This is a genomic window from Ancylobacter koreensis, assembly GCF_023016525.1.
Classification (GTDB): Bacteria; Pseudomonadota; Alphaproteobacteria; order Rhizobiales; family Xanthobacteraceae; genus Ancylobacter; species Ancylobacter koreensis.
Window position 1 is genome coordinate 233,062 of record NZ_JALKCG010000001.1, and the last position, 21,407, is coordinate 254,468.

The 21,407-nt window shown below is 69.5% G+C and carries 19 protein-coding genes; 13 read left to right on the forward strand and 6 right to left on the reverse strand.

Annotation, left to right across the window (positions count from 1 at the left end; all coding sequences use genetic code 11):
* Window positions 1–172 precede the first annotated feature (172 nt).
* The 5 genes from MWN33_RS01075 to MWN33_RS01095 are packed head-to-tail and all read left to right on the forward strand — an operon-like array spanning window position 173 to window position 3,581.
* Window positions 173–943 carry a DUF4198 domain-containing protein gene (locus MWN33_RS01075; protein WP_247199750.1) on the forward strand — a complete coding sequence of 257 codons (771 nt, stop codon included), beginning with the start codon at window positions 173–175 and terminating at the stop codon, window positions 941–943.
* A gap of 18 nt (window positions 944–961) precedes the next feature.
* Window positions 962–1,576 (forward strand): cobalt transporter CbiM, encoded by a 615-nt coding sequence (gene cbiM / locus MWN33_RS01080; protein WP_247198227.1) that lies wholly within the window; start codon window positions 962–964, stop codon window positions 1,574–1,576.
* Window positions 1,573–2,124 (forward strand): cobalamin biosynthesis protein CbiL, encoded by a 552-nt coding sequence (locus MWN33_RS01085; RefSeq protein WP_247198228.1) that lies wholly within the window; start codon window positions 1,573–1,575, stop codon window positions 2,122–2,124. The genes cbiM and MWN33_RS01085 overlap by 4 nt, the downstream gene beginning before the upstream one ends.
* Window positions 2,125–2,135: 11 nt before the next feature.
* Window positions 2,136–2,849 carry a cobalt ECF transporter T component CbiQ gene (gene cbiQ / locus MWN33_RS01090; protein ID WP_247198229.1) on the forward strand — a complete coding sequence of 238 codons (714 nt, stop codon included), beginning with the start codon at window positions 2,136–2,138 and terminating at the stop codon, window positions 2,847–2,849.
* 24 nt (window positions 2,850–2,873) lie between these two features.
* On the forward strand, window positions 2,874–3,581 hold the full coding sequence (locus tag MWN33_RS01095) for an energy-coupling factor ABC transporter ATP-binding protein (protein ID WP_247198230.1): 708 nt from the start codon (window positions 2,874–2,876) through the stop codon (window positions 3,579–3,581).
* Between the two features lie 9 nt (window positions 3,582–3,590).
* Here MWN33_RS01095 and MWN33_RS01100 read toward each other — a convergent pair whose 3' ends face one another.
* The 3 genes from MWN33_RS01100 to bcoG form a co-directional block, all read right to left on the reverse strand.
* Window positions 3,591–4,685: an aldose epimerase family protein gene (locus MWN33_RS01100; protein ID WP_247198231.1), complete on the reverse strand. Its 1,095-nt coding sequence runs from the start codon at window positions 4,683–4,685 to the stop codon at window positions 3,591–3,593.
* A 77-nt stretch (window positions 4,686–4,762) separates the two neighbouring features.
* The gene (locus tag MWN33_RS01105; RefSeq protein WP_247198232.1) at window positions 4,763–6,277 is read right to left on the reverse strand and encodes a carnitine 3-dehydrogenase; all 1,515 of its coding nucleotides are present in this window, start codon (window positions 6,275–6,277) and stop codon (window positions 4,763–4,765) included.
* 12 nt (window positions 6,278–6,289) lie between these two features.
* A complete protein-coding gene (bcoG, locus tag MWN33_RS01110; protein WP_247198233.1) occupies window positions 6,290–7,192 on the reverse strand; it encodes a 3-dehydrocarnitine:acetyl-CoA trimethylamine transferase BcoG in 903 nt (300 codons plus the stop codon).
* Between the two features lie 90 nt (window positions 7,193–7,282).
* Between bcoG and MWN33_RS01115 the strand changes: the two genes are divergently transcribed.
* Window positions 7,283–8,248 carry a GlxA family transcriptional regulator gene (locus MWN33_RS01115; RefSeq protein WP_247198234.1) on the forward strand — a complete coding sequence of 322 codons (966 nt, stop codon included), beginning with the start codon at window positions 7,283–7,285 and terminating at the stop codon, window positions 8,246–8,248.
* A gap of 39 nt (window positions 8,249–8,287) precedes the next feature.
* Here the strand turns inward: MWN33_RS01115 and choX are convergent, their stop codons facing one another.
* Window positions 8,288–9,235 (reverse strand): choline ABC transporter substrate-binding protein, encoded by a 948-nt coding sequence (choX, locus tag MWN33_RS01120; RefSeq protein ID WP_247198235.1) that lies wholly within the window; start codon window positions 9,233–9,235, stop codon window positions 8,288–8,290.
* Window positions 9,236–9,423: 188 nt separating this feature from the next.
* Entirely contained in the window at window positions 9,424–11,046 is a 1,623-nt protein-coding gene (locus MWN33_RS01125) for an ABC-F family ATP-binding cassette domain-containing protein (RefSeq protein ID WP_247198236.1), read from the reverse strand.
* Window positions 11,047–11,290: 244 nt separating this feature from the next.
* Between MWN33_RS01125 and MWN33_RS01130 the strand changes: the two genes are divergently transcribed.
* The 6 genes from MWN33_RS01130 to pdxR all read left to right on the forward strand — a co-directional run bounded on the left by MWN33_RS01130 (window position 11,291) and on the right by pdxR (window position 18,038).
* Window positions 11,291–12,232: an aminotransferase class IV gene (locus tag MWN33_RS01130; RefSeq protein WP_247198237.1), complete on the forward strand. Its 942-nt coding sequence runs from the start codon at window positions 11,291–11,293 to the stop codon at window positions 12,230–12,232.
* 123 nt (window positions 12,233–12,355) lie between these two features.
* Window positions 12,356–13,561, forward strand: a complete 1,206-nt coding sequence (locus MWN33_RS01135; protein WP_247198238.1) for an ABC transporter substrate-binding protein — start codon at window positions 12,356–12,358, stop codon at window positions 13,559–13,561.
* 78 nt (window positions 13,562–13,639) lie between these two features.
* Window positions 13,640–14,710: an ABC transporter ATP-binding protein gene (locus MWN33_RS01140; protein ID WP_247198239.1), complete on the forward strand. Its 1,071-nt coding sequence runs from the start codon at window positions 13,640–13,642 to the stop codon at window positions 14,708–14,710.
* The gene (locus MWN33_RS01145) at window positions 14,707–15,567 is read left to right on the forward strand and encodes an ABC transporter permease (protein WP_247198240.1); all 861 of its coding nucleotides are present in this window, start codon (window positions 14,707–14,709) and stop codon (window positions 15,565–15,567) included. Before MWN33_RS01140 ends, MWN33_RS01145 begins: the two co-directional genes overlap by 4 nt.
* Window positions 15,567–16,397: an ABC transporter permease gene (locus tag MWN33_RS01150; RefSeq protein WP_247198241.1), complete on the forward strand. Its 831-nt coding sequence runs from the start codon at window positions 15,567–15,569 to the stop codon at window positions 16,395–16,397. Before MWN33_RS01145 ends, MWN33_RS01150 begins: the two co-directional genes overlap by 1 nt.
* 81 nt (window positions 16,398–16,478) lie before the next feature.
* On the forward strand, window positions 16,479–18,038 hold the full coding sequence (pdxR, locus tag MWN33_RS01155) for a MocR-like pyridoxine biosynthesis transcription factor PdxR (RefSeq protein WP_247198242.1): 1,560 nt from the start codon (window positions 16,479–16,481) through the stop codon (window positions 18,036–18,038).
* Here the strand turns inward: pdxR and MWN33_RS01160 are convergent.
* A complete protein-coding gene (locus tag MWN33_RS01160) occupies window positions 18,035–20,392 on the reverse strand; it encodes a Tex family protein (RefSeq protein ID WP_247198243.1) in 2,358 nt (785 codons plus the stop codon). The genes pdxR and MWN33_RS01160 overlap by 4 nt on opposite strands.
* 215 nt (window positions 20,393–20,607) lie before the next feature.
* Here MWN33_RS01160 and MWN33_RS01165 point away from each other — a divergent pair, with 215 nt between their 5' ends.
* Window positions 20,608–21,324, forward strand: a complete 717-nt coding sequence (locus tag MWN33_RS01165) for an FCD domain-containing protein (RefSeq protein WP_247198244.1) — start codon at window positions 20,608–20,610, stop codon at window positions 21,322–21,324.
* Window positions 21,325–21,407: the final 83 nt, after the last annotated feature.

Below are 21,407 nucleotides of genomic sequence, written 5' to 3' on the forward strand. Positions count from 1 at the left end.
GCAGCGGTGAAAATCGCCGGTATTGGCGGCACGGCCTGCCGCTTTTCTCGCCTTGCGCGAGGTGTCGGCGGGTGCGTATGATTTTTATCAGATTATTTCATACGCACCGATCGAGGTTTCGCGCGTGCTTGCTTTCCGTTCCCGCTTTTCGCGCACCGATGTCCTGCGCCGCATCCTGCTGAGCCTGCCGTTTGTAACGCTCGCGCTGCCGGCGCCAGCCTCCGCGCATTTCCAGGAGATCGTGCCGTCCGCCGACGTGCTGCCCGACGGGGGCACGGTGACGCTCGATCTCGTCTTCACCCATCCGGTGGAAGGCGGCCCGGTCATGGACATGGCCAGGCCCGCACGCGTGGGCGTGCTGGCCGGCGGCAGGCAGACCGATCTGACCGACGCGCTCGCCGCGCGGCCGGTCGAGGGCAAGGGCGCCTGGACGCTGAGCCACACGCTTGCCGAGCCCGGCGCCGCCATCTTCTTCGTCGAGCCGCAGCCCTATTGGGAGCCGGCCGAGGGTAAGTTCATCGTTCATTACGCCAAGGTGGTGGTGGACGGCTTCGCCTCGGGCGAGGGCTGGGACGCGCGGGTCGGCCTGCCGGTCGAGATCCAGCCGCTCACCCGCCCCACCGGCCTGTGGACCGGCAACCTGTTCACCGGCGTGGTGTTGAAGGACGGCAAGCCGGTGCCCTTCGCCGAGATCGAGATCGAGTTCATCAACGACGGCACGGTGACGCCGCCGAACGACGCCTTCGTCACGCAGGTAATCAAGGCCGATGCAAACGGCACCTTCAGCTACGCCATGCCGCGCGCCGGCTGGTGGGGCTTCGCCGCGCTGGTAGAGGCCGACAAGGAGGTCACCTCGCCGGAAGGCAAGCCGGTGCCGGTGGAACTCGGCGGCCTCATCTGGGTCAAGGCCACCGACATGAGCACGGCGACGAGCGGGAAATAGGCGGGCAGGTAACCATCCATGGCGCATATCCCCGACGGCATCCTTTCCGCCCCGGTGCTGATCGGCGGCGGGCTTCTCGCGGCGGGCGGCGTGGCGCTGGCGGTGCGCGGGCTGGACGACCGGGCCATTCCGCGCACGGCGATCCTCTCCGCCGCCTTCTTCGCCGGCTCGCTGATCGCCGTGCCGATGGGGCCGACCAGCATCCACCTTCTGCTGTCCGGGCTTATGGGCATCATGCTGGGCGCCGGGGCGTTCGCCGCCGTGCTGGTGGCGCTGGCGCTGCAGGTGCTGCTGTTCGGCTTCGGCGGCCTCACCACGCTCGGCGTCAACACGGTGAACATCGCGCTGCCGGGCGTGCTGTTCGGCATGGCGCTCGGCCCGGCCATATGCGAAGCGCGCGCCCCGGCCTTGCGGGCGCTGCTGGCCGGCGCGGTCGGCGCGCTGTCGGTGCTCGGCACGGGCGCGCTGGTGGCGCTGTCGCTGGCGCTCTCCGGTTCGGAATACACGCCGGTCGCCAGCGTGCTCGTCGCCACCTATCTGCCGCTGGCGCTGGGCGAGGCCTTCGTCACCGCCACCATCGTCGCCTTCCTCGCCCGCGTGCAGCCGGACGCGCTGCGTCCTGCCCTGCCATGAGGCGGCGGGCGGCGGCACTGCTGTTCCTGATCTTCGGCCTCGCCGTGCCGGCGCAGGCGCACAAGCTGAAGGTCTTCGCCACGGTCGAGGGTACATCCGTCGCCGGCTACGCCTTCTTCATCGGCGGCGGGCGCCCGCATGGCACGCCCTGGACGGCGAAGGACTCCAGCGGTGAAATCGCCGGCGGGACGACCGACGCGGAGGGCCGCTTCGCCTTCACCCTGCCGCCCGCCGGTGCGGCGGGCGACGTCACCGTCACCGTCGACACCCGCGAGGGCCACATCGCCTCCGCCACCCTGTCCGCCGCCCGGCTTGGGGGAAGCGCGGCGCCGGCCACCGCCATGGCGGTCAGAACCGCCGCGCCGACTCCGGCGACAACAGACATCACAGCCGCCGTCGAGGCGGCGGTGCAGCGTCAGGTCGAGCCGTTGCTGGAGCGCATCGAGGAGCTCGATGCGCGGTTGCGCGTCACAGATATCGTCTCGGGAATCTTCCTCATCCTCGGCCTCGGCGGCATGGCGCTGTGGGCGCGCGGACGGCGGCGATGAGGCGAGTGACGATGATTCTCGCCCCCACCGATCTCCGGCTGCGCCTCGCCGCCACCTCCATCGCGGTCGCCTGCCTTTCGCAGTTGCGCAGCCCCGCCATCGCCGCCGCTGCGCTCGCCGTCGCGCTGGCGCTGTGGCTGGCGAGCCCGGCGCGCCGCCACGGACATCGCCTGCTGCATGTGGAAGGCTTCGTGCTGCTGCTGTTCCTCACCCTGCCCTTCACCGTGAAGGGCGCGCCGGTCTTCACGATCGGCCCGCTCGCCGCCAGCGCGGAAGGCTTCGCCCGCGCGGCGCTGGTGGCGCTGAAAATGTCCGCCGCGCTGCTGCTCGTCGCCGCCCTCCTCGGCGATCTCGAACCCGCACGTCTCGGCGGCGCGCTGCGCGGCCTGCGGGTGCCCGAGCCCGTCGTGCGGCTCTTCGTACTGACCGCCCGCTATGTCGGGCTGATCCGCGATGAGGCGCGCCGCCTGCGCGAGGCGATGCGGGTGCGCGCGTTCCGCCCACGCACCGACCGCCACACATGGCGCAGCTATGGCAACCTCATCGGCATGCTGCTGGTGCGCGCGCTCGACCGCGCCCGCCGCGTCGAGGAGGCGATGGCGTGCCGTGGCTATGACGGACGCTTCCCCTATGCCCCCCTGCCCGCACCGTTGCTCCGCGACTGGGCCGGCTTCGCGCTGCTCGCGGGCGGCGGCATCCTCGCTCTGGCGATGGATATCGCGTGAAGGGCTTCGCATGATGGACGCCGCATGACCGCGTTGCTCTCGCTTCAGGAGGTCGTCGTGTTGCGCGACGGCGCGGCGGTGCTGCGCGGCGCCAGCCTCTCGCTGGCGGCCGGCGAACGCCTCGCCATCGTCGGCCCGAACGGGGCGGGAAAGACCACGCTGCTGCGCACGCTGGTCGGGCTGGAGCGCGCCAGCGCCGGCGAGGTTCGGCTGTTCGGTACGCTCTGCCGCAGCGAGCGCGACTTCCGCCCCCAGCGCCCGCGCATCGGCTATCTCTTCCAGGACAGCGACGACCAGCTCTTCTGCCCGACCGTGATCGAGGACGTCGCCTTCGGCCCGCTCAACACCGGCTGCACGGCCGAGGAGGCGCAGGCCCGCGCGCAGGCGGCGCTGGAGGGGCTGGGCATCGGCGCCCTCGCCGGACGTGTGAGCCACCGGCTGTCCGGCGGCGAAAAGCGGCTCGTCTGCCTCGCCGGCCTGCTCGCCATGCGCCCGGACGTGCTGATGCTCGACGAGCCGACCAATGGCGTCGACGCGGCCAATCGCGAGCGGCTGCGCGACGCCCTGCGGCGCTTCCCCGGCGCCCTGCTGCTGGTCTCGCACGATGACGGCTTCGTCGCCGAGCTGGCCACGCGGGCGATGCTCATGGACCAAGGCCGGCTGGCGCCCGCCGAGATCCACAACCACCCCCACCTGCACAGCCATCCGCATGTGCACGCCGCGCACGACTGACGGACGGCCTCAGGCGACCGGGAAGCGGTAGATCGAGACGTGGCGGTAGGTCTCGCCCGGATCGAGCCGTGCGGGGGGATAGTCCGGCCGGTTCGGCGTGTCGGGCCACGCCTGCGGCTCCAGGCAGAAACCCTCGGACTGGCGATGCAGCCGGCCATATTTGCCCGCCGCGCTCCCGTCGAGAAAATTGCCGGAATAGAATTGCAGGCCCGGCTGGTCGGTCAGCAGTTCCATCACCCGCCCGGAGGCGGGGTGATGCACCCGCGCGGCAAGGCGCGGCCGGGCGGTGAAGCCGCCGTCGAGACAGTAATTGTGGTCATAGCCACGGCCGCGCCGCAGCTGCTCGTCGGCCTGCCGGATACGCGCGCCGATGGGGCGCGGCGTGCAGAAGTCGAAGGGCGTGCCGTCGACGCTCTGCGGCCCGCCGAGCGGGATCGCCTCCTCGTCGATGGGCAGATAGTCGTCGGCATGGATAGTGAGCAGGTGGTCGAGCACGTCGCCACCCTCCTCCACCCCGGCGAGGTTGAAATAGCCGTGATGGGTGAGGTTCACCACGGTGGGACGGTCGGTCGAGGCGGAGAAGGCGATGGTCAGCGCGTCGGCCCCGCTTAGAGTATAGGTGACGCTCACTTCCAGCCGGCCGGGAAAGCCCTGATCGCCATCGGGGCTGACCAGCGAGAGCCGCACCGACGGCGCCGCGCCCTCGCGCGTCTCCTCGATCGTCCACAGCCGGCGGTCGAAGCCCTCCGGGCCGCCATGCAGCGCGTTGGGGCCGTCATTGGCCGGGACGCGGAACGTCTCGCCGTCCAGCGCGAAGCTCCCGTCGGCGATGCGGTTGGCGTAGCGCCCGACCGCGACCCCGAAGAAGCGCGGCGTCGCGAGATAAGGCCCCGGCGCGTCATGGCCGAGCACGATGTCGGCGAGCCGCCCGTAGCGGTCCGGCACGTGAAGCGCCTGCACCGTAGCGCCGAGCGTGAGGATCGCCACCTCGAAGCCATCGTCGCCGATGAGGCGGAGGCGCTCGACGAGGCGCCCGTCCGGCAGCGTGCCGAAGGGTTCGCGCAGCAGGCGCGAGGCGGAGGAGGTCGCGACGGTGGACGTCATGGCGAAGCCCGGAAATGGCGCGCGGTGGTAGCGGCCCTCCTATAGCCGTTTCCCGCGCGCCCGTCTCCGCCCCCGCCTTACACGGCCTCGGCCAGCTTCTTCGCGCCGACCGAGCGGCCGGCACCCTCGGGCACGGCGAGCCGGGCATGCGCCTGTGCGATGGGCGACAGCTTGGCAAGCACCGCCTCCGGCGCCGGCACGGCGCGCCCCGCTTTGGTGTCGACATGCAGCAGCATCTGCTCGGCGGTGGCGATCTCGCGGCCCTCGCCGGCGAACAGGCGGTGGAACAGGTGTAGCCGCTTGCCGTCGACCGCGAGAAGCTGCGTCGTCACCTTGAGCGCCTCGCCGAGCCGCGCCTCGTCGAGATGGCGGATATGGGTCTCCACCGTGTAGTAGCTGCGCCCCGCCTCGACATAGGCGAGGTCGACGCCGATCAGGCGCAGCAGCGCGTCGGTGGCGTCGCCGAACACCTGCAAGTAACGGTGCTCGGTCATGTGGCCGTTATAGTCGATCCAGGCCGGGGAGACGCGCGCCTCGTGCAGCGCGAGCGGCGCGCCGATCTCGGGGGCACTCTCCCTCTCACCGCCCGCCGCCGCCCAGAGCCGCCGCTCGAAATCGCCCAGCAGCGCGCCCGCACCCCAACCCCGCCCGCCTTGGCCGGCCTTGAGCGCCTGCACGATGCCGACGAGGTTCTCGTCGCGGATGCGCTCCAGCTCGCGGATCGAAAGCCCCGCGGCCTGCGCGTCCGACTGCGCGCCGATCTTCTCGACCAGCGCCTCGTCGAGGTCGACGACATCGGTAAGCTTGGTCCACGGCCAGTGCAGGCAGGGGCCGAACTGGGCGAGGAAATGGCGCATGCCGGCCTCGCCGCCGGCGATGCGGTAGGTCTGGAACAGGCCCATCTGCGCCCAGCGCAGGCCGAAGGAATAGCGGATCACATCGTCGAGCGTCTCGACGTCGCAGATGTCGTCCTTGATCAGCCAGAGCGCCTCGCGCCACAGCGCCTCCAGCAGCCGGTCGCCGACAAAGGCCTCGATCTCGCGGGCGATGACGACGCCCTTCATGCCGATGGCGTCCAGCACCTCCCTCGCCCGCGCGACAGTGGCGGGCGTCGTCGCCGTGCCGCCGACGATCTCGACGAGCGGCAACAGGTAGACCGGGTTGTAGGGATGGGCGACGAACAGCCGCTCGGGATGGGACAGCCCTTCCTGCAGCTCGGTCGGCTTCAGGCCGGAGGTCGAGGAGCCGATCAGCGCGTCCGGCGCCGCCGCCGCGTCGATCTCGGCGAGCACGCGGCGCTTGAGGTCCAGCCGCTCGGGCACGCTTTCCTGCACCCATTGCGCGTCCTTGACCGCCTCGGCGACGCTGGCGGCGAAGGTGAGCCGACCGCGCTGGGGCAGCGGCGCGCCGGTGAGCAGCCCATAGGCGCGCTCGGCATTGGCGATCACCTCGGCCACGATGCGCTGTGCCTCGGGGTGCGGGTCGAACACCGCCACGTCGATGCCGGCGAGCAGGAAGCGGGCGATCCAGCCGCCGCCGATGACCCCGCCGCCGATGGCCGCCGCGCGGGAAATGGGGGAAAGGGACGTCATCGCCATCGCTCCTCAGCGCTTCACCAGCTTCAGCTTCTCGCGCACCTCGGCCGGGCCGATGATGCGCGCGCCCATATTCGTCACCACCGTCGCGGCCTTCTCGACCAACTGGGCGTTGGTGGCGAGCTTGCCCTTGCCGGCATAGAGGTTGTCCTCCAGCCCGACGCGCACATTGCCGCCCGCCAGCACGGCGGCGGCGGGATAGGCGAGCGCGTTGCGCCCGATGGAGAAGGCCGAGAAGGTCCAGCCGGCCGGCACATTGTTGACCATCGCCAGATACGTATTGAGGTCGTCCGGCGCGCCCCAGGGAATGCCCATGCAAAGCTGGATCAGCACGGGGGCCTCGATCAGCCCCTCCTCGACAAGCTGTTTCGCGAACCACAGATGCCCGGTGTCGAAGGCCTCGATCTCCGGCCGTACGCCGAGCGCCGTCATCTGCCGCGCCATCTCGCGCAACGTCGCCGGCGTGTTGGTCATCACATAGTCGCCGAGGTTGAAATTCATCGTGCCGCAGTCGAGCGTGCAGATCTCCGGCAGGCAGGCGGCGACATGCGCCACGCGCTCGGTGGCGCCGACGAGGTCGGTGCCCTTCGCGTTGAGGGGAAAAGGCGTCTCCACCCCGCCGAAGACGAGGTCGCCGCCCATGCCGGCGGTCAGGTTCAGCACCACGTCGACCTCGGCCGCGCGGATGCGGTCCGTCACCTCGCGGTAGAGTTCGAGCCGGCGCGCCGCCGTCCCGGTCTCCGGGTCGCGCACATGGCAGTGCACCACCGCCGCGCCGGCCCTGGCCGCGTCGATGGCCGATTCCGCGATCTGCTTCGGCGTCACCGGCACATGCGGCGAGCGGCCCGTGGTGTCGCCCGCGCCGGTGACGGCGCAGGTGATGAAGACGTCGCGGTTCATCGAAAGCGGCATGGAAACCTCCGGTGTGATGCGCCGAGCTTGACGGCAAAGCCGGCGTGTGACGCAACTTGATCCGCAATCCATTTTTCATTTTGCGAAGCGATGATCTTTGCCCATTCCAACGATCCGCTCGACGTCACGCTGGTGCTGTTCTCCGGCCTGTCGCTGCTCTCACTCGCCGCCACGCTGGACCCGATGCGCGGCGCCAACCGCGTGCTGGGGCGCACCGCCTATCGCTGGCGGCTGACCTCGATGGACGGCGCCATGCCGGTGTCGAGCTGCGGCCTGCCGATCCCGGTCGAAGGCGCCTTCGATCCCGCCGCCCGGCAGGACGCGCTGATCGCGGTGGCGGCCTTCGACGTCGCCAGCCATGCGACGCCCCCGGTGCTCAAGGCGCTGCGCGCCGGGGCGAAGCGCTCCTCCATCGTCGGCGGCATCGAATCCGGCTCCTGGCTGCTCGGCTATGCCGGGCTGCTCGACGGGCGCCGCGCCACCACGCACTGGGAGGATCTGGAGGATTTCGCCGCCCGCTTTCCCCACGCCGACGTGCAGCCGGACCGCTGGGTGGTGGACGAGCCGGTGTTCACGACAGGTGGGGCGACACCGGCGCTCGACTGCATGCTGGCGCTGATCCGCGCCCGGCAGGGCTATTCGGCGGCGCTCGATGTCGCGAGCCTCTACATCTACGAGGAAGTGCGCACCGGCTCGGACGTGCAGCCCATCGTCTCGCTCGGGCGCATCCGCCAGCACGAGCCGCGCGTCGCCGAGGCGATCCGCATCATGGAAACCCATATCGACCGCCCGCTCACCATCGCCGCCATCGCGCGCCGGGTGGGCGTGTCGACCCGCAGCCTGGAGACGCTGTTCCTGCGCACGGTCGACGTGGCGCCCGGCGCCTATTACGTGGCGCTCCGCCTCAGCGCGGCGCGGCGGCTCGTGCTCGACACCAACCTGCCCATCGCCGATATCGCCGAGCGCACCGGCTTTTCGGCCATCGCCTCGCTGTCGCGCGCCTTCCGCCGCCAGTTCGGCCAGCCGCCCTCGGCAGCACGAAGGGCCCGGCTGTAGCCGGGCCCTCGTTCCGTCAGTCGCAAGCCTACCGGAAACTCAGGACTTCACGCCGAGGGCGCCCTTCACGGCCGCCGCGCCGGGCTTGCCGTCGAACGTGGTCACCCCGTCGAGCCAGCGGTCGATGGCGGCGGGGTTCTCCTTCAGCCAGGCGCGCACGGCGGCGTCCGGCTGCATGCCCTTGTCGAGGATGTCGCTCATCAGCCGGTCCTCGGTGGCGACGTCGAAGGTCAGGTTGGTCAGCAGCTTGCCGACATTCGGGCACTGCTTGACGTAACCCGGCCGGGACAGCGTCACCACGGTGGCGCCGCCGTCATTGGGGCCGAACACGTCATTGCCGTTGGTGAGATAGGTGATCGGCATGTTGATGTTCATCGGGTGCGGCTGCCAGCCGAAGAACACCACCGGCTCGCCCTGCTTGATGCGGTGGCCGGCCTGCGAGAGCATCGCCTGCTCGCTCGATTCCACCAGCGTGAAGCCGCCGAGCCCGAAGGTGTTGTCGGCGATCATCTTGGAGATGGTGCTGTTGGCGCTGCTGCCGGCCTCGATGCCGTAGATCTTGCCGTCGAGCTTGTCCCTAAACTTGGCGATGTCGGCATAGGTCTTGAGCCCGGCATCATAGGCGGCCTTGGAGGTCGCGAAGCCGACGCGGGCGTCCTTGAGGTTGGTCGCCACGATCTCGATCTTGCCGTCCTTGACGAGCGGCACCTGCGTCGGCTCCTGCAGGGGCATCCAGTTGCCGAGGAAGACGTCGCGGTCACCGTTCTCCAGCGCCTTGAAGGTGATGGCGACGGAGAGGATGGCGACGTCCGGCTTGTAGCCGAGGCCGGTCAGGAGCTGGCGGGCGATCTCGGTGGTGGCGGTGATGTCGGTCCAGCCGACATCGGAGAAGGTCGGCTTGGCGCAGGACGCCGGATCGCCGGCGAAGGCGGGCGGCGCGACCGAGGCGGACAAGGCGACGCAGGCAACGAGAAGGCGCTTGATCATTGCTGTTCCCTCATATTGGCGATCATGCCGCTGTATCGGCACCGCAGGGAAAGCCTATTGCCTGCACGACAGGCTGCTTGACCGTATTCGAAGCTGAGATGACCGAATGCGCAGCCCGCCCGGTGCCGCGCACGCAACGTCAGATCGCGGCCGCGCCTTGGGGCGGCGAACGGGCGGGAGCTGGCGCGTCAGCTCCGCAGCCCCGGCGCCTCCTGCCCGGTGCGCGCGACATATTCGGTATAGCCGCCGCCATACTGGTGCACGCCCTCCGGGGTGAGCTCCAGCACCCGGTTCGACAGCGCGGCGAGGAAGTGCCGGTCGTGGCTGACGAAGACCATGGTGCCCTCGTAATTGGCCAGCGCCGCGATCAGCATCTCCTTGGTGGCGATGTCGAGATGGTTGGTCGGCTCGTCCAGCACAAGGAAGTTCGGCGGGTCGTAGAGCATGCGGGCCATGGCGAGCCGCGCCTTCTCGCCGCCCGAGAGCACGCGGCAGCGCTTCTCCACGTCGTCGCCGGAAAAGCCGAAGCAGCCGGCGAGCGTGCGCAGGCTCCCTTGGCCCGCCTGCGGGAAGGCGTCCTCCAGCGTCTCGAACACGGTGCTCTCGCCCTCCAGCACCTCCATGGCGTGCTGGGCGAAATAGGCCATCTTCACGCTGCCGCCGCGCGCGACGGTGCCGTCGTCGGGCACGGTCTCGCCGGCCACCAGCTTGAGCAGGGTCGACTTGCCGGCGCCGTTCACCCCCATCACCGCCCAGCGCTCGCGCCGGCGCACATGGAAGTCGAGCCCCTCATAGATGATGCGCGGGCCGTAGCTCTTGTGGACGTTCTTCAGGCTCACGACGTCCTCGCCCGAGCGCGGCGGCGCGGGGAAGTCGAAGGCCACGGTCTGGCGGCGGCGCGGCGGCTCCACGCGCTCGATCTTGTCGAGCTTCTTCACCCGGCTCTGCACCTGCGCGGCATGGGAGGCGCGCGCCTTGAAGCGCTCGATGAAGGCGATCTCCTTGGCGAGCATGGCCTGCTGGCGCTCGAACTGCGCCTGCTGCTGCTTCTCGGCCAGCGCGCGCTGCTGGGCGTAGAACTCGTAGTCGCCGGAATAGGTGGTGAGCGCGCCGGCGTCGATCTCCACCACCTTGGTGACGATGCGGTTCATGAAGGCGCGGTCGTGCGAGGTCATCATCAGCGCGCCGTCGAAATTCTTCAGGAACGCCTCCAGCCAGATCAGGCTCTCGATGTCGAGATGGTTGGAGGGCTCGTCGAGCAGCATCACGTCGGGGCGCATGAGCAGGATGCGGGCGAGCGCCACGCGCATCTTCCAGCCGCCCGAGAGCTTGCCGACGTCGCCGTCGATCATCTCCTGGCTGAAGCCGAGGCCGGCGAGCACCTCGGACGCGCGCCCCTCCAGCGAATAGCCGTCCAGTTCCTCGAAGCGGCCCTGCACCTCGCCATAGCGCTCGATGATGGCGTCCATCTCGTCCATGCGCTCGGGATCGACCATGGCGGCCTCCAGCGCGCGCAGCTCGGCGGCGATGGTGCTCACCGGGCCGGCGCCGTCCATCACGGCGGCCAGCACGGACTGGCCGGCCATCTCGCCGACATCCTGGCTGAAATAGCCGATGGTGATGCCGCGATCGACCGACACCTGCCCTTCATCCGGGGCTTCCTCGCCGGTGATCAGCCGGAACAGCGTGGTCTTGCCGGCGCCATTGGGGCCGACGAGGCCGATCTTCTCGCCCTTGAGCAGCGTCGCCGACGCCTCGATGAAGACGATCTGCTTGCCGTTCTGCTTGCCGATGGAATCGAGGCGGATCATGCGCGCGGGGCCCTGCGGGAAAACTGCACGGCGCTTAGGCCATTTGGCGCGCCGGGGGAAGCCGCGACGGCGCAACGCGGCCCTGCGCCGCGGCCGGCACGGGGATTGGCGGCGGGGCGGACCGGTCCGCTTGCCTGCCAAATTGGCACTGTCACTTTTCAGGCAAACGGCACTTTCTGGCAGGGGCCGCTTGCGCCAGTCTCCGCTCCGCAATGGCGCAACCCACCTGCCTGGAGTGCATGCGATGAGCGAGGCGAAACCCGATTTTTCGAAAGGCGCCGCCTACATCAACGGCCAGTATGTCCCGATTTCCGAGGCCAAGATCCCGGTCGGCGACTGGGGCTTCACCCATTCGGACGTGACCTATGACGTCGTCCACGTCACCGATGGCGGCTTCTTCCGCCTGGAAGACCACCTCACCCGTTTCCACCGCTCGCTGGAGGGCTACCGGCTCGATCCCGGTGTGACCCGCGAGGAGATGCGGCAGATTCTCGGCAAAGTCGTCGCCCTCTCCGGGCTGAAGGACGCCTTCGTCGCCATGGTCTCCACCCGCGGCGTGCCGCGCGTCTACGGCTCGCGCGATCCGGCCGACTGCGAGAACACCTTCATTGCCTATGCGGTGCCGTGGGTGGACGTCATCAAGCCGGACGTGCAGGAGCGCGGCGCGCATCTCCTCGTCGCGCAGGTTCCGCGCATCTCGCAGAACTCCCTCGACCCGACGCTGAAGAACTACATGTGGCGCGACTTCACGCGCGGCATGTTCGAAGCCAAGGACAAGGGCTTCGACACCGCCATCCTGCTCGATTCCGAGGGCTATCTGACCGAAGGCGCCGGCTTCAACGTCTTCATCGTCAAGGACAACAAGGTCATCACGCCGGATCGCGGCGCCCTGCGCGGCATCACCCGCCTCGCCGTGCTCGATATCTGCCCCGAGCTCGGCCTCGAGCCGATCGTCGGCCCCATCACCTTCGAGGAGCTGATGGACGCCGACGAGGTGTTCACCACCACCACGGCCGGCGGCGTCATGCCCTGCGCCCGCGTGAACGAACGCATCTACGGCAACGACCGGCCCGGCCCGATCAGCGCGAAGATCAAGGAGACCTATTGGCGCAAGCACAAGGAGGGCTGGCACATGACGCCGGTCAACTATGCCGACGCCGACAACCCGTTCAGCGCCGCCGCCTGAGCGGCCCCGCACGACAGACGCCGGACCCCGGGCCGATGCAGCCCGGGGCCGGTTCGGGAGAGACGACAGGCCGGGCGGTTCCCGCCGATGCACAACGCCACAACTGAATCAGGGGACTGGAAGATGAAACCGCACGAGTCGCATTCCGCCGCCGCGCAGGCCGCCGCTCCGGCCTCCTCGTCGGTTGACCGCCGGCAGGCACTGAAGACGCTGGCCGCCGGTGCGCTGGCCACCGTGACCGCGCCCTATATCCGGCCGGCCTCCGCCGCCCCCACCCAGCTGCGCGCGCTGATGTGGGAAGGCTACCTGCTGCCGGACGTGATCGCCGGCTTCGAGGAGAAGTACAAGGTCAAGTTCGCCCCCACCTTCTTCGACGGCAATTCCGAGGCCTACAACAAGCTGCGCGTCGGCGGCACGAAGGATTTCGACCTCGTGCAGGCGGACGGCTTCTGGCCGAGCCTGTATTTCCGAGAGAAGCTGATCCGCACCGTCGACTACGCCAAGATGCCGAGCACGCAGCATCTGTTCCCGGTGTTCAAGCCGGACCAGTACAAGCTGCTGACCGACGAGAAGACCGGCGTGCAGTTCGGCGTGCCCTTCTGCTGGGGCAGCTACGGCACCACCTACAATGCCGACCAGGTGCCCGCCGAGAAGGCCGCCAGCATCGAAGTGCTGTTCGATCCCGAATTCGGCGGCCGCCTGTCGACCAGCGCCCGCTTCGAGGAGAACATCGCGCTCACCGGCATCCTCGTCGCCAGCCGCATGGGCACCATCGACAAGCCGCGCCCGGACGGCAAGTCGTTCAATCCCTATGTGCTGACCGACGCGGAGCTGGATGGGGTCGAAAAGCTGCTGATCGAGCAGAAGAAGCTCCTCCTCACCCGCTATCAGGACAATGCGACGCTCGAACAGCTCCTGGCGAGCGGCGCCGTGGTCGCGGCACCGGAATTCGCGCAGGTCTACCGCCTCCTCCTCGCCAAGAAGGCGAAGGGCGAGATCGACACCACCTTCGCCCACACGCTGGTGCCGAAGGAAGGCGGCCTCGGCTGGGTCGACACCTGGCTTGTCTCTTCCGGCGTGCCGGACGGGGCGGGGCTCGACGTCTGCCAGAGCTTCATCGACCTCATGACCGCGCCCGAGACCATGAAGAAGATCGCGCTGGCCAGCGGCTGCTCGACCACCATCGACATTCGCTCCCTGTCGACGCCGGAGGAGCAGAAGCTCTATCTGATGGACCGCACCGGCGAACTCTCCAAGATGTACATGTTCGACCAGCCCTCCTCGACGGAGAAGTGGGAACGGGTCTGGTCGCGGATGCAGGCGGCCTGAGCGCGCGGCGGCCGGCGCACCCGCGCGCGTCCGGCCGCCGCGACGACCTTCGAGACCTGAATCCGGGAGCCTGAGAACGTGTACATCACCCTCGACGGGGTTTCGCGCCAGTACGGCGACATCTGGGCCGTGGACCGCGTGAACATGGGGATCGGCCAGAGCGAGTTCGTCTCGCTGCTCGGTCCCAGCGGCTCCGGCAAGACGACGCTGCTGCGCATCATCGCCGGCCTGGAGAAGCCCACCACCGGCCGCGTCCTCATCGACGGCGTGGACGTGACCGACCTGCCGCCGCACAGGCGCGGCGTGGCCATGGTGTTCCAGGAATTCCTGCTGTTCCCCCACCGCACCGTCTACGAGAACCTCGCCTTCCCGCTGCGCATGCTCAAGCTGCCCAAGGCGGAGATCGAGGAGCGGGTGGCCTGGGTGGTCGGCATCCTCTCGCTGGCCGGGCTGGAAAAGCGCTACCCCAACCAGCTTTCCGGCGGCCAGCAGCAGCGCGTGGCGCTGGGGCGCGGCCTCGTCGGCCGGCCGAAGGCGCTGCTGCTCGACGAGCCGCTGGCCAATCTCGACCGCGAGCTGCGCCAGGAGATGGAGGTCGAGATCCGCCGCCACCAGATCGCGCTCGGCATCCCCTTCATCTACGTCACCCATAATCAGGAAGAGGCGCTCTCGATGAGCGACCGCATCGCGGTCGTGCGCCGGGGCCGCATCGAGGACTTCGCGCCCCGCACGCAGATCTACGACACGCCGCGCACCGCCTTCATCGCCCAGTTCGTCGGCCGCTCGAACCGCTTCGAGGGCACGCTGGACGGCGCCGGCATGCTGGCGAGCGATTGCGGCGCGCGCCTCGCGGTACCCGCCGCCGGCCTTGCCGCCGGCAGCCGGGCGATGCTCTTCGTCAAGAACGAGAAGCTGCGCCTCGATCCCGCCGGCGCGACGCCCGCCGGGGCCAACAGCCTCGCCTGCACGGTGAAGGACGTCATCCTGCGCGGCGCCTATGCCGACTACATCCTCGCCTTCGGAAATCGCGAGCTCAACGCCAGCCGCCCACGCTCGGAGCGGGCCTTCCTTGCGGGGGAGGCGGTGACGGCCAGCTTCGACGCCGCCGATATGGACCTGTTCGACGCGGACGGGGAGCGGCCCTCATGAAGGGACGCTGGTCCGGCCCCCTCCTTCTCGGCGTCCCGACGGCGTTCCTGCTGGCGCTGTTCGTGCTGCCGCTGGTCTCGATGGTGGTGCTCAGCTTCTGGCGCACCGAGAACTACCACATCGTCCAGGACTGGAACCTCGGCAACTACCTCACGCTGGCGACCGAGGGCGCCTATGTCACCTTCCTCGTCCGCTCGCTGGTGATGGCGAGCCTCGTCTCGGTGATCTGCGTCGTCATCGCCTGGCCGGTCAGCTACGCCATCATCCTCTATGGCGGGCGCTACCGGCTGCTGTTCACCCTCGCCTTCGCCGTGCCCTTCCTCACCGGCGAGGTGCTGCGCGTCATCGCCTTGCAGGGCCTGCTCGGCCCGCTCGGGCTGATCAACGGCGTGCTGATGGCGCTCGGCGCGGCGCCGCTGCGCTTCATCATGTACACCAACGTCGCCAGCGCCATCGGGCTGGTCTATCTCTACCTGCCGATCGTGGTGACGGTGATCTACCTGTCGCTGCTGAACTTCGATGCCCGGCTGATCGATGCGGCGAAGATCTTCGGCGCCAGCCCGGCGCGTGCCTTCTTCGAAATCACCTGGCCGCTGAACCTGTTCGGCACGCTGATCGGCTTCGCGCTGTGCTTCATCCCGTGCCTGTCGGCGACACTGGCACCGCGCTTCCTCGGCGGGCCGAACGGCACGCTCTACGGCATGGCGATGGCGCAGCAGTTCGGCGAGAGCGGCACCTGGGCGCTCGGCGCCGCCATGGGCGTCGTGCTGTTCCTCACCTCGATCCTCGCCGTGCTGGCGGTCTGCCTCAAGGTCGACCTGCGCCGCACCGGCTTCACCGGCTTCGGGAGGGGATGATGGCCCGCCGCCTGACACGCTTCCTGAGCAAATACGCGCTGCTGGCGACGCTCGCCATCTCCTATCTCTTCCTCTATCTGCCGATCGTGCATATCGGCCTCGGCGCCTTCGCGAAGAACCACGCCTTCCCCTACCCGCCGCGCTGGACGCTCGACACCTTCGGGCGGCTGTTCGCCAATTCGCTGTACCAGAACGCCTTCGCGAACAGCCTCATCCTCGGCGTGGGGGCGGGCGCGCTCTCCACTTTGCTGGCGGCCGCCGCCACGCTCGGGCTGATGCGCCACGCCGGCCGGCGCACGGGGCTCTATCTCGTGCTCTTCGTCGCCCCGCTCTTCGTGGCGGAGGTGCTGCTGGGCATCGCCTCGCTGATCTTCAACGGGCTGTTCCTCGAACTGCAGGGCAACCTCGTCTCGGCGATCCTCGCCAATGCGGTGCACTGCTTCAGCTACGCGCTGCTGATCATGGCGACGCAGCTCTACCGTTACGACTGGCGGCTGGACGACGCGGCCATGGTGTTCGGCGCCTCGCCGACCCGCACCTTCTTCGAGGTGACGCTGCCGCTGATCTGGCCCGGCCTGCTCGGCGCCTTCATCGTCACCTTCATCATGGCGTTCAACAATCTGGAGATTTCCTTCTACCTGCTCGGCGCCACGCCGACCCTGCCCTCGGTGGCCTGGGGCGCGCTGCGCTACGGCGTGAAGCCGGAGCTCTACGCGCTCGCCACCGCCGTCAATCTCGTCGTCGTGGTCGGGCTGGCGGTGATGTTCGTGCTGATGCTGACCGGCAAGGTCGCCTTCGGTCACCGGCCCGAGCGCGAGCGGGCGGTCTGAGCCACGAGGCGACCGGAGGCGCATGATGTGGCATGGTCATTGCGTGCCCCGCACAGGGGGGCCTTGACCGGAGTGCAGGACGTGTTGCTCGACGCGCTGGGGCTGAATCTCGAACGCCGGCCGGACGCACCCCTCTACCGGCAGATCTATCACGGGCTGGCGGCGGAGATCGTCGGCGGCTCCATCAAGCCGGGCCAGCGCCTGCCCTCGACGCGCGACCTCGCGCAGGCGCTGGGCGTCTCGCGCAACACCATCATGCTCGCCTTCGAGCAGCTCGCCGCCGAGGGCTATCTTGAAGGGCTTTCCGGCTCGGGCACCTATGTCTCGCGCGAGCCGCCCGCCGAGGTGGTGGAGCCCGCCGCGCCGCGCATCAACCCGGCGATCAAGGCGGCCGGCAGTCTCGACCGCAGCCTCGACCTTGCGGTCGAACTCGCCGCCGATCCGGGCATCGATTCCGGCGTCGAGCTGGGCGTGGCGCTCGCCCACGCGCCGCAGACGCTGCGCCACATGCGCCGGCCTGTGCCGTTCCGCTCCAATTTCCCCGCGCTCGACGCCTTTCCCGTGCAGCTCTGGGCCAAGCTCGCCGCCGACCTCTACCGCCGGCTCGACGCCGATACCGCCAACCACCTGATGGGCGAGGGCGATCCGCAGGGCTATGCGCCGCTGCGCGAGGCCATTGCCGAACATGTCTCGCTCGGCCGCGGCATCGACTGCACCGCCGAGAACGTCATCATCTTCGCCGGTGCGCAGCAGGCGGTCGACCTCGCTTGCCGGCTGCTGCTGATGCCGGGCGACAAGGTGGTGTGCGAGGATCCCGGCTATGACGGCATCTACGCCTCGGCCATCGCCACCGGCGCGGTGCCGGTGCCCGTCCCGGTCGACGATGACGGGCTCGATCTGGAGGAGGCCCTGCGCCGGGCACCGGACGCGCGCATGGTCTATGTCTCGCCCTCCAAGCAGTTCCCGCTCGGCATGGCGCTGTCGCTGGAGCGCCGCCGGCGCCTCGTCGACTGGGCGAGCCGCTCCGGCGGCTGGATCGTCGAGGACGATTACGACAGCGAGTTCCGCTATTCCGGCCGCCCGCTGCCCTCGCTCTACGGCATGGATGGCGGCGCGCGGGTGATCTATCTCGGCACCTTCAGCAAGACGCTGTTCCCGGCGCTGCGGCTCGGCTTCGCCATCGTGCCGGCGCCGCTGGTGGAGGCCTTCGTCTCCGCCCGGACCGTGGTCGGACGCTATTCGCCCATCCTCGAACAGGTGCTGGTCGCCCGCTTCATGAAGGAGGGGCATTTCGCCAGCCATGTGCGCAAGATGCGCAAGCTCTACGCGCAGCGGCAGGAATATCTGCTCGACGCGCTGGCGCGCCGGCTCGGCGCCTATATGACGGCGCGGCCGACCGACACCGGCATGGAGATCGTCGCGCGGCTGGCGCCGGGCATCAGCGCGCGGGCGCTCGCCAAGGCGGCAGCGCGCGAGGGGCTGGAGATCATGCCGCTCTCGCTGCTCGCCCGCAGCGGGGAGGTCGATGTCGACGACCGCATCACGCTCGGCTTCAGCCCCTTCACCGCCCGGCAGATCGACGAGGCGGTGGAGAAGCTGCGCGGCGTACTCGCCGCCCTTCCCGTCGCACCGCGGAACTAGCGCCGCTTCAGCGCGTCCATCAGCGCCGCGCCGAGAGCGCCCTGCGGCTCGGGGCGGCGAGTCTCGGGGCGCTGGTTCTTAGCCGGCGCATTAACGGGTTTCGCCTCCCCGCGTGGCGCCCGCTCGCCCGCTGCCGGGGGCCTTCCCGCCGCTCCCGCGTCGCGGCGCATGGAGAGGGATATGCGCTTGCGCTTGAGGTCGACCTCCAGCACCCGCACCTTCACCACGTCGCCCACTTTCACCACCTCATGGGCGTCCTTCACGAAGCGGTCGGCGAGCTGGGAGACGTGCACCAGCCCGTCCTGATGCACGCCGATGTCGACGAAGGCGCCGAAGGCCGCGACATTCGTCACCGTGCCTTCCAGCTCCATGCCGGGCTTCAGGTCCTTCATGTCGTCGATGCCGTCGGCGAAGGTGGCGGTCCGGAAGGCGGGGCGCGGGTCGCGGCCGGGCTTGTCCAGCTCGGCGATGATGTCGCGCACGGTCGGCAGGCCGAAGCGCTCGTCGACGAAGGTGCGGGGATCCAGCCCCGACAACGCCGCGCTGTCGCCCATCAGGCTGCGCAGGTCGCGCCCGCACGCCTTCACGATCCGGCGCGCCACGCCATAGGCCTCCGGATGCACCGAGGAGGCGTCGAGCGGCTCATTGCCGTCGCGGATGCGCAGGAAGCCGGCGCATTGCTCGAAGGTGCGTGGCCCGAGCCGCGACACGTCGAGCAACTGCTTGCGGCTGGCGAAGGGGCCGTTGGCGTCGCGATGGGCGACGATGGCCTCGGCCAGTGCGGTGCCGAGCCCCGACACCCGCGCCAGCAGCGAGGCGGAGGCGGTGTTGAGATCGACGCCGACCGCGTTCACCGCGTCCTCCACCACCGCGTCGAGCGCGCGGGCGAGATGGTACTGATCGACATCGTGCTGGTACTGGCCGACGCCGATCGACTTCGGCTCGATCTTCACCAGCTCGGCCAGCGGGTCCTGCAGGCGCCGGGCGATGGAGACCGCCCCGCGCAGCGAGACGTCGAGACCGGGAAACTCGGCCGCCGCCAGCTCGGAAGCGGAATAGACCGAGGCGCCGGCCTCCGAGACCACCACCTTGATCGGCCTCATCCCGTTCTCGAACGGCGGCAGATCGCCCAGCATCTCGGCGACCAGCTTTTCGGTCTCGCGGCTGCCGGTGCCGTTGCCGATAGCGATGAGCTCGACCCTGTGCTGGCGGATGAGGCGGGCGAGCTCGCCCTGCGTGCCGCGCACATCATTCTTCGGCGGGAAGGGATAGACCGTCGAGGTGGCGAGCAGCTTGCCGGTGGCGTCCACCACCGCGACCTTGACGCCGGTGCGGATGCCGGGGTCCAGCCCCATGGTGGCGCGGGTGCCGGCGGGCGCGGCGAGCAGCAAATCCTTGAGGTTGCGGGCGAAGACGTCGATCGCGCCGGTCTCGGCCTTCAGCCGCAGCTCGGTCATCAGGTCGAGCGCCAGATGCATGGCGAGCTTCACCCGCCAGGTCCAGCCCGCGACCTCCATCAGCCACACATCGCCCGGCAGCGTGTCGCCGATGGCGTAAGCGTCGGCGATCATCCGCACCACCGGCTTGACGGGGCGGGGATCGTCCGCGTCCACCTCGATGTCAAGGGTCAGCACATCCTCGTTGCGCCCGCGCAGCATGGCGAGCGCGCGGTGGCTCGGCACGCCGGACCAGCGCTCCACATGGTCGAAATAGTCGGAGAACTTGGCGCCTTCCTCCTGCTTGCCCTCGACCACGCGGGCGCGCAGGAAGGCGTTCTGCTGGAGATAGGTGCGCAGCCGGCCGAGAAGCTCGGCATTCTGCGCGAACTGCTCGGAAAGGATGTCGCGCGCGCCTTCCAGCGCCGCCTTCACATCCGCCACCTCCTCGGTGAGATAGGCCGTCGCGATCTCCGCCGGCACGAGCGCGCGCTCGGTCAGGATCGCCTCGGCCAGCGGGCCGAGGCCGCGTTCGCGGGCGATGTCGGCGCGGTTGCGGCGCTTCGGCTTGAAGGGGAGATAGATGTCCTCCAGCTCCGCCTTGGTCGCCGCCGCCGCGATGCCCGCCTCCAGCTCCGGCGTCAGCTTGTCCTGCTGGCGGATCGACTCGAGGATGGCGCCGCGCCGGGCTTCGAGTTCGCGCAGATAGACGAGGCGCTCGCCGAGCAGGCGAAGCTGGGTGTCGTCGAGCCCGCCGGTCGCCTCCTTGCGGTAGCGCGCGATGAAGGGAACCGTCGCGCCCTCGTCGAGCAGGGCGATGGCGGCGGCGGCCTGCGCCGGCCGGGCGCCGATCTCCTGCGCGATGCGCGCGGCGATCTGCTGGGCGATGGAAGCTGCGGACGAAGCGGTCGAAGACATGCGGCGGCGAATTCCCTGAAAGGCGTCGGGCACGGGCCGGCGACCATAGTCAACCACAACGCCGGGCGCCAATGCCGGGTGCCGGGTCTTCCCCGCAATCCGCTCCCGTTCCCCGCCCGGCGCGAGGGCTCCGGACAACGGCCGGCCTCGCCGCTCACATTCGACACGCGACATTAAATTGTTGACACTCTACAATCCGGCGATAGGCTCAGCGCATGTCGGACAGTTCCTCCACCAGCCGCGACGTCACCTTCCTTCGCCTCAACTCGCTGCCGATGCTGCTGGAGCGCGAGATCGAGAGCATGATCCTCGACGGCCGGCTCTCGGTCGGCGGGCGGGTGAACGAGAACCAGCTCGCCGCCGCCTTCGGCGTCAGCCGGGGGCCGGTGCGCGAGGCGCTGCGCTCGCTGGAGGCGCTCGGCCTCGTGGAGCTGCTGCCCAATCGCGGCGTTTTCATCCGCCGGCTGGAAATCGAGCAGGTCATCGAGGTCTATGGCGTGCGCGCCGCGCTGTTCGGCTATGCCGGCAAGCTTTTGGCGCAGCGGGGCGACCCGGTGGTGCTCGCGCGGCTGCGCGCCATGCTCGACGACATGTCGGCCGCCGCGGCCCGGCATGATTTCGACCGCTACTACCCGCTGAATTTCGAGTTCCACGATTACGTGGTGGCCAGCACCGGCAACAGCGTGCTGGCCGCGCAGTATCGCGGGCTCGTCAAGCAGCTCCGCCTGTACCGCGCCGGCAATCTGATGACCGGCAACACGCTGGAGCTGTCCAACGAGGAGCATGCCCGCATGGTCGAGGCCATCGCCGCCGGCGATGCCGAGGCCGCCTTCCGGGCCTGCTTCGACCATGTCGAAAGCGGCAAGGAGCGCCTTCTCGCGCGCTCCCCCGCCCCCGCCTCCTCGGCCGAGCCGCAGGAGAAATCCGCGTGACCACCGCTACCGCGCCCCGTCCCCGCAAGTCCCGGAGGCGTGCCGCCGCCTGAAGTCTTCACTGGGAGACCGCCCGGCAGAGG

Coding starts and splice junctions, on each gene's coding strand:
- MWN33_RS01115 (WP_247198234.1), top strand. CDS start 7,283: ATGATCTTTGCCCATTCCAACGATCCGCTCGACGTCACGCTGGTGCTG.
- MWN33_RS01150 (WP_247198241.1), top strand. CDS start 15,567: ATGGCCCGCCGCCTGACACGCTTCCTGAGCAAATACGCGCTGCTGGCG.
- bcoG (WP_247198233.1), bottom strand. CDS start 7,192: ATGCCGCTTTCGATGAACCGCGACGTCTTCATCACCTGCGCCGTCACC.
- cbiM (WP_247198227.1), top strand. CDS start 962: ATGGCGCATATCCCCGACGGCATCCTTTCCGCCCCGGTGCTGATCGGC.
- MWN33_RS01160 (WP_247198243.1), bottom strand. CDS start 20,392: ATGTCTTCGACCGCTTCGTCCGCAGCTTCCATCGCCCAGCAGATCGCC.
- MWN33_RS01095 (WP_247198230.1), top strand. CDS start 2,874: ATGACCGCGTTGCTCTCGCTTCAGGAGGTCGTCGTGTTGCGCGACGGC.
- choX (WP_247198235.1), bottom strand. CDS start 9,235: ATGATCAAGCGCCTTCTCGTTGCCTGCGTCGCCTTGTCCGCCTCGGTC.
- cbiQ (WP_247198229.1), top strand. CDS start 2,136: ATGATTCTCGCCCCCACCGATCTCCGGCTGCGCCTCGCCGCCACCTCC.
- MWN33_RS01135 (WP_247198238.1), top strand. CDS start 12,356: ATGAAACCGCACGAGTCGCATTCCGCCGCCGCGCAGGCCGCCGCTCCG.
- MWN33_RS01100 (WP_247198231.1), bottom strand. CDS start 4,685: ATGACGTCCACCGTCGCGACCTCCTCCGCCTCGCGCCTGCTGCGCGAA.
- MWN33_RS01105 (WP_247198232.1), bottom strand. CDS start 6,277: ATGACGTCCCTTTCCCCCATTTCCCGCGCGGCGGCCATCGGCGGCGGG.
- MWN33_RS01145 (WP_247198240.1), top strand. CDS start 14,707: ATGAAGGGACGCTGGTCCGGCCCCCTCCTTCTCGGCGTCCCGACGGCG.
- MWN33_RS01085 (WP_247198228.1), top strand. CDS start 1,573: ATGAGGCGGCGGGCGGCGGCACTGCTGTTCCTGATCTTCGGCCTCGCC.
- MWN33_RS01130 (WP_247198237.1), top strand. CDS start 11,291: ATGAGCGAGGCGAAACCCGATTTTTCGAAAGGCGCCGCCTACATCAAC.
- MWN33_RS01125 (WP_247198236.1), bottom strand. CDS start 11,046: ATGATCCGCCTCGATTCCATCGGCAAGCAGAACGGCAAGCAGATCGTC.
- MWN33_RS01165 (WP_247198244.1), top strand. CDS start 20,608: ATGTCGGACAGTTCCTCCACCAGCCGCGACGTCACCTTCCTTCGCCTC.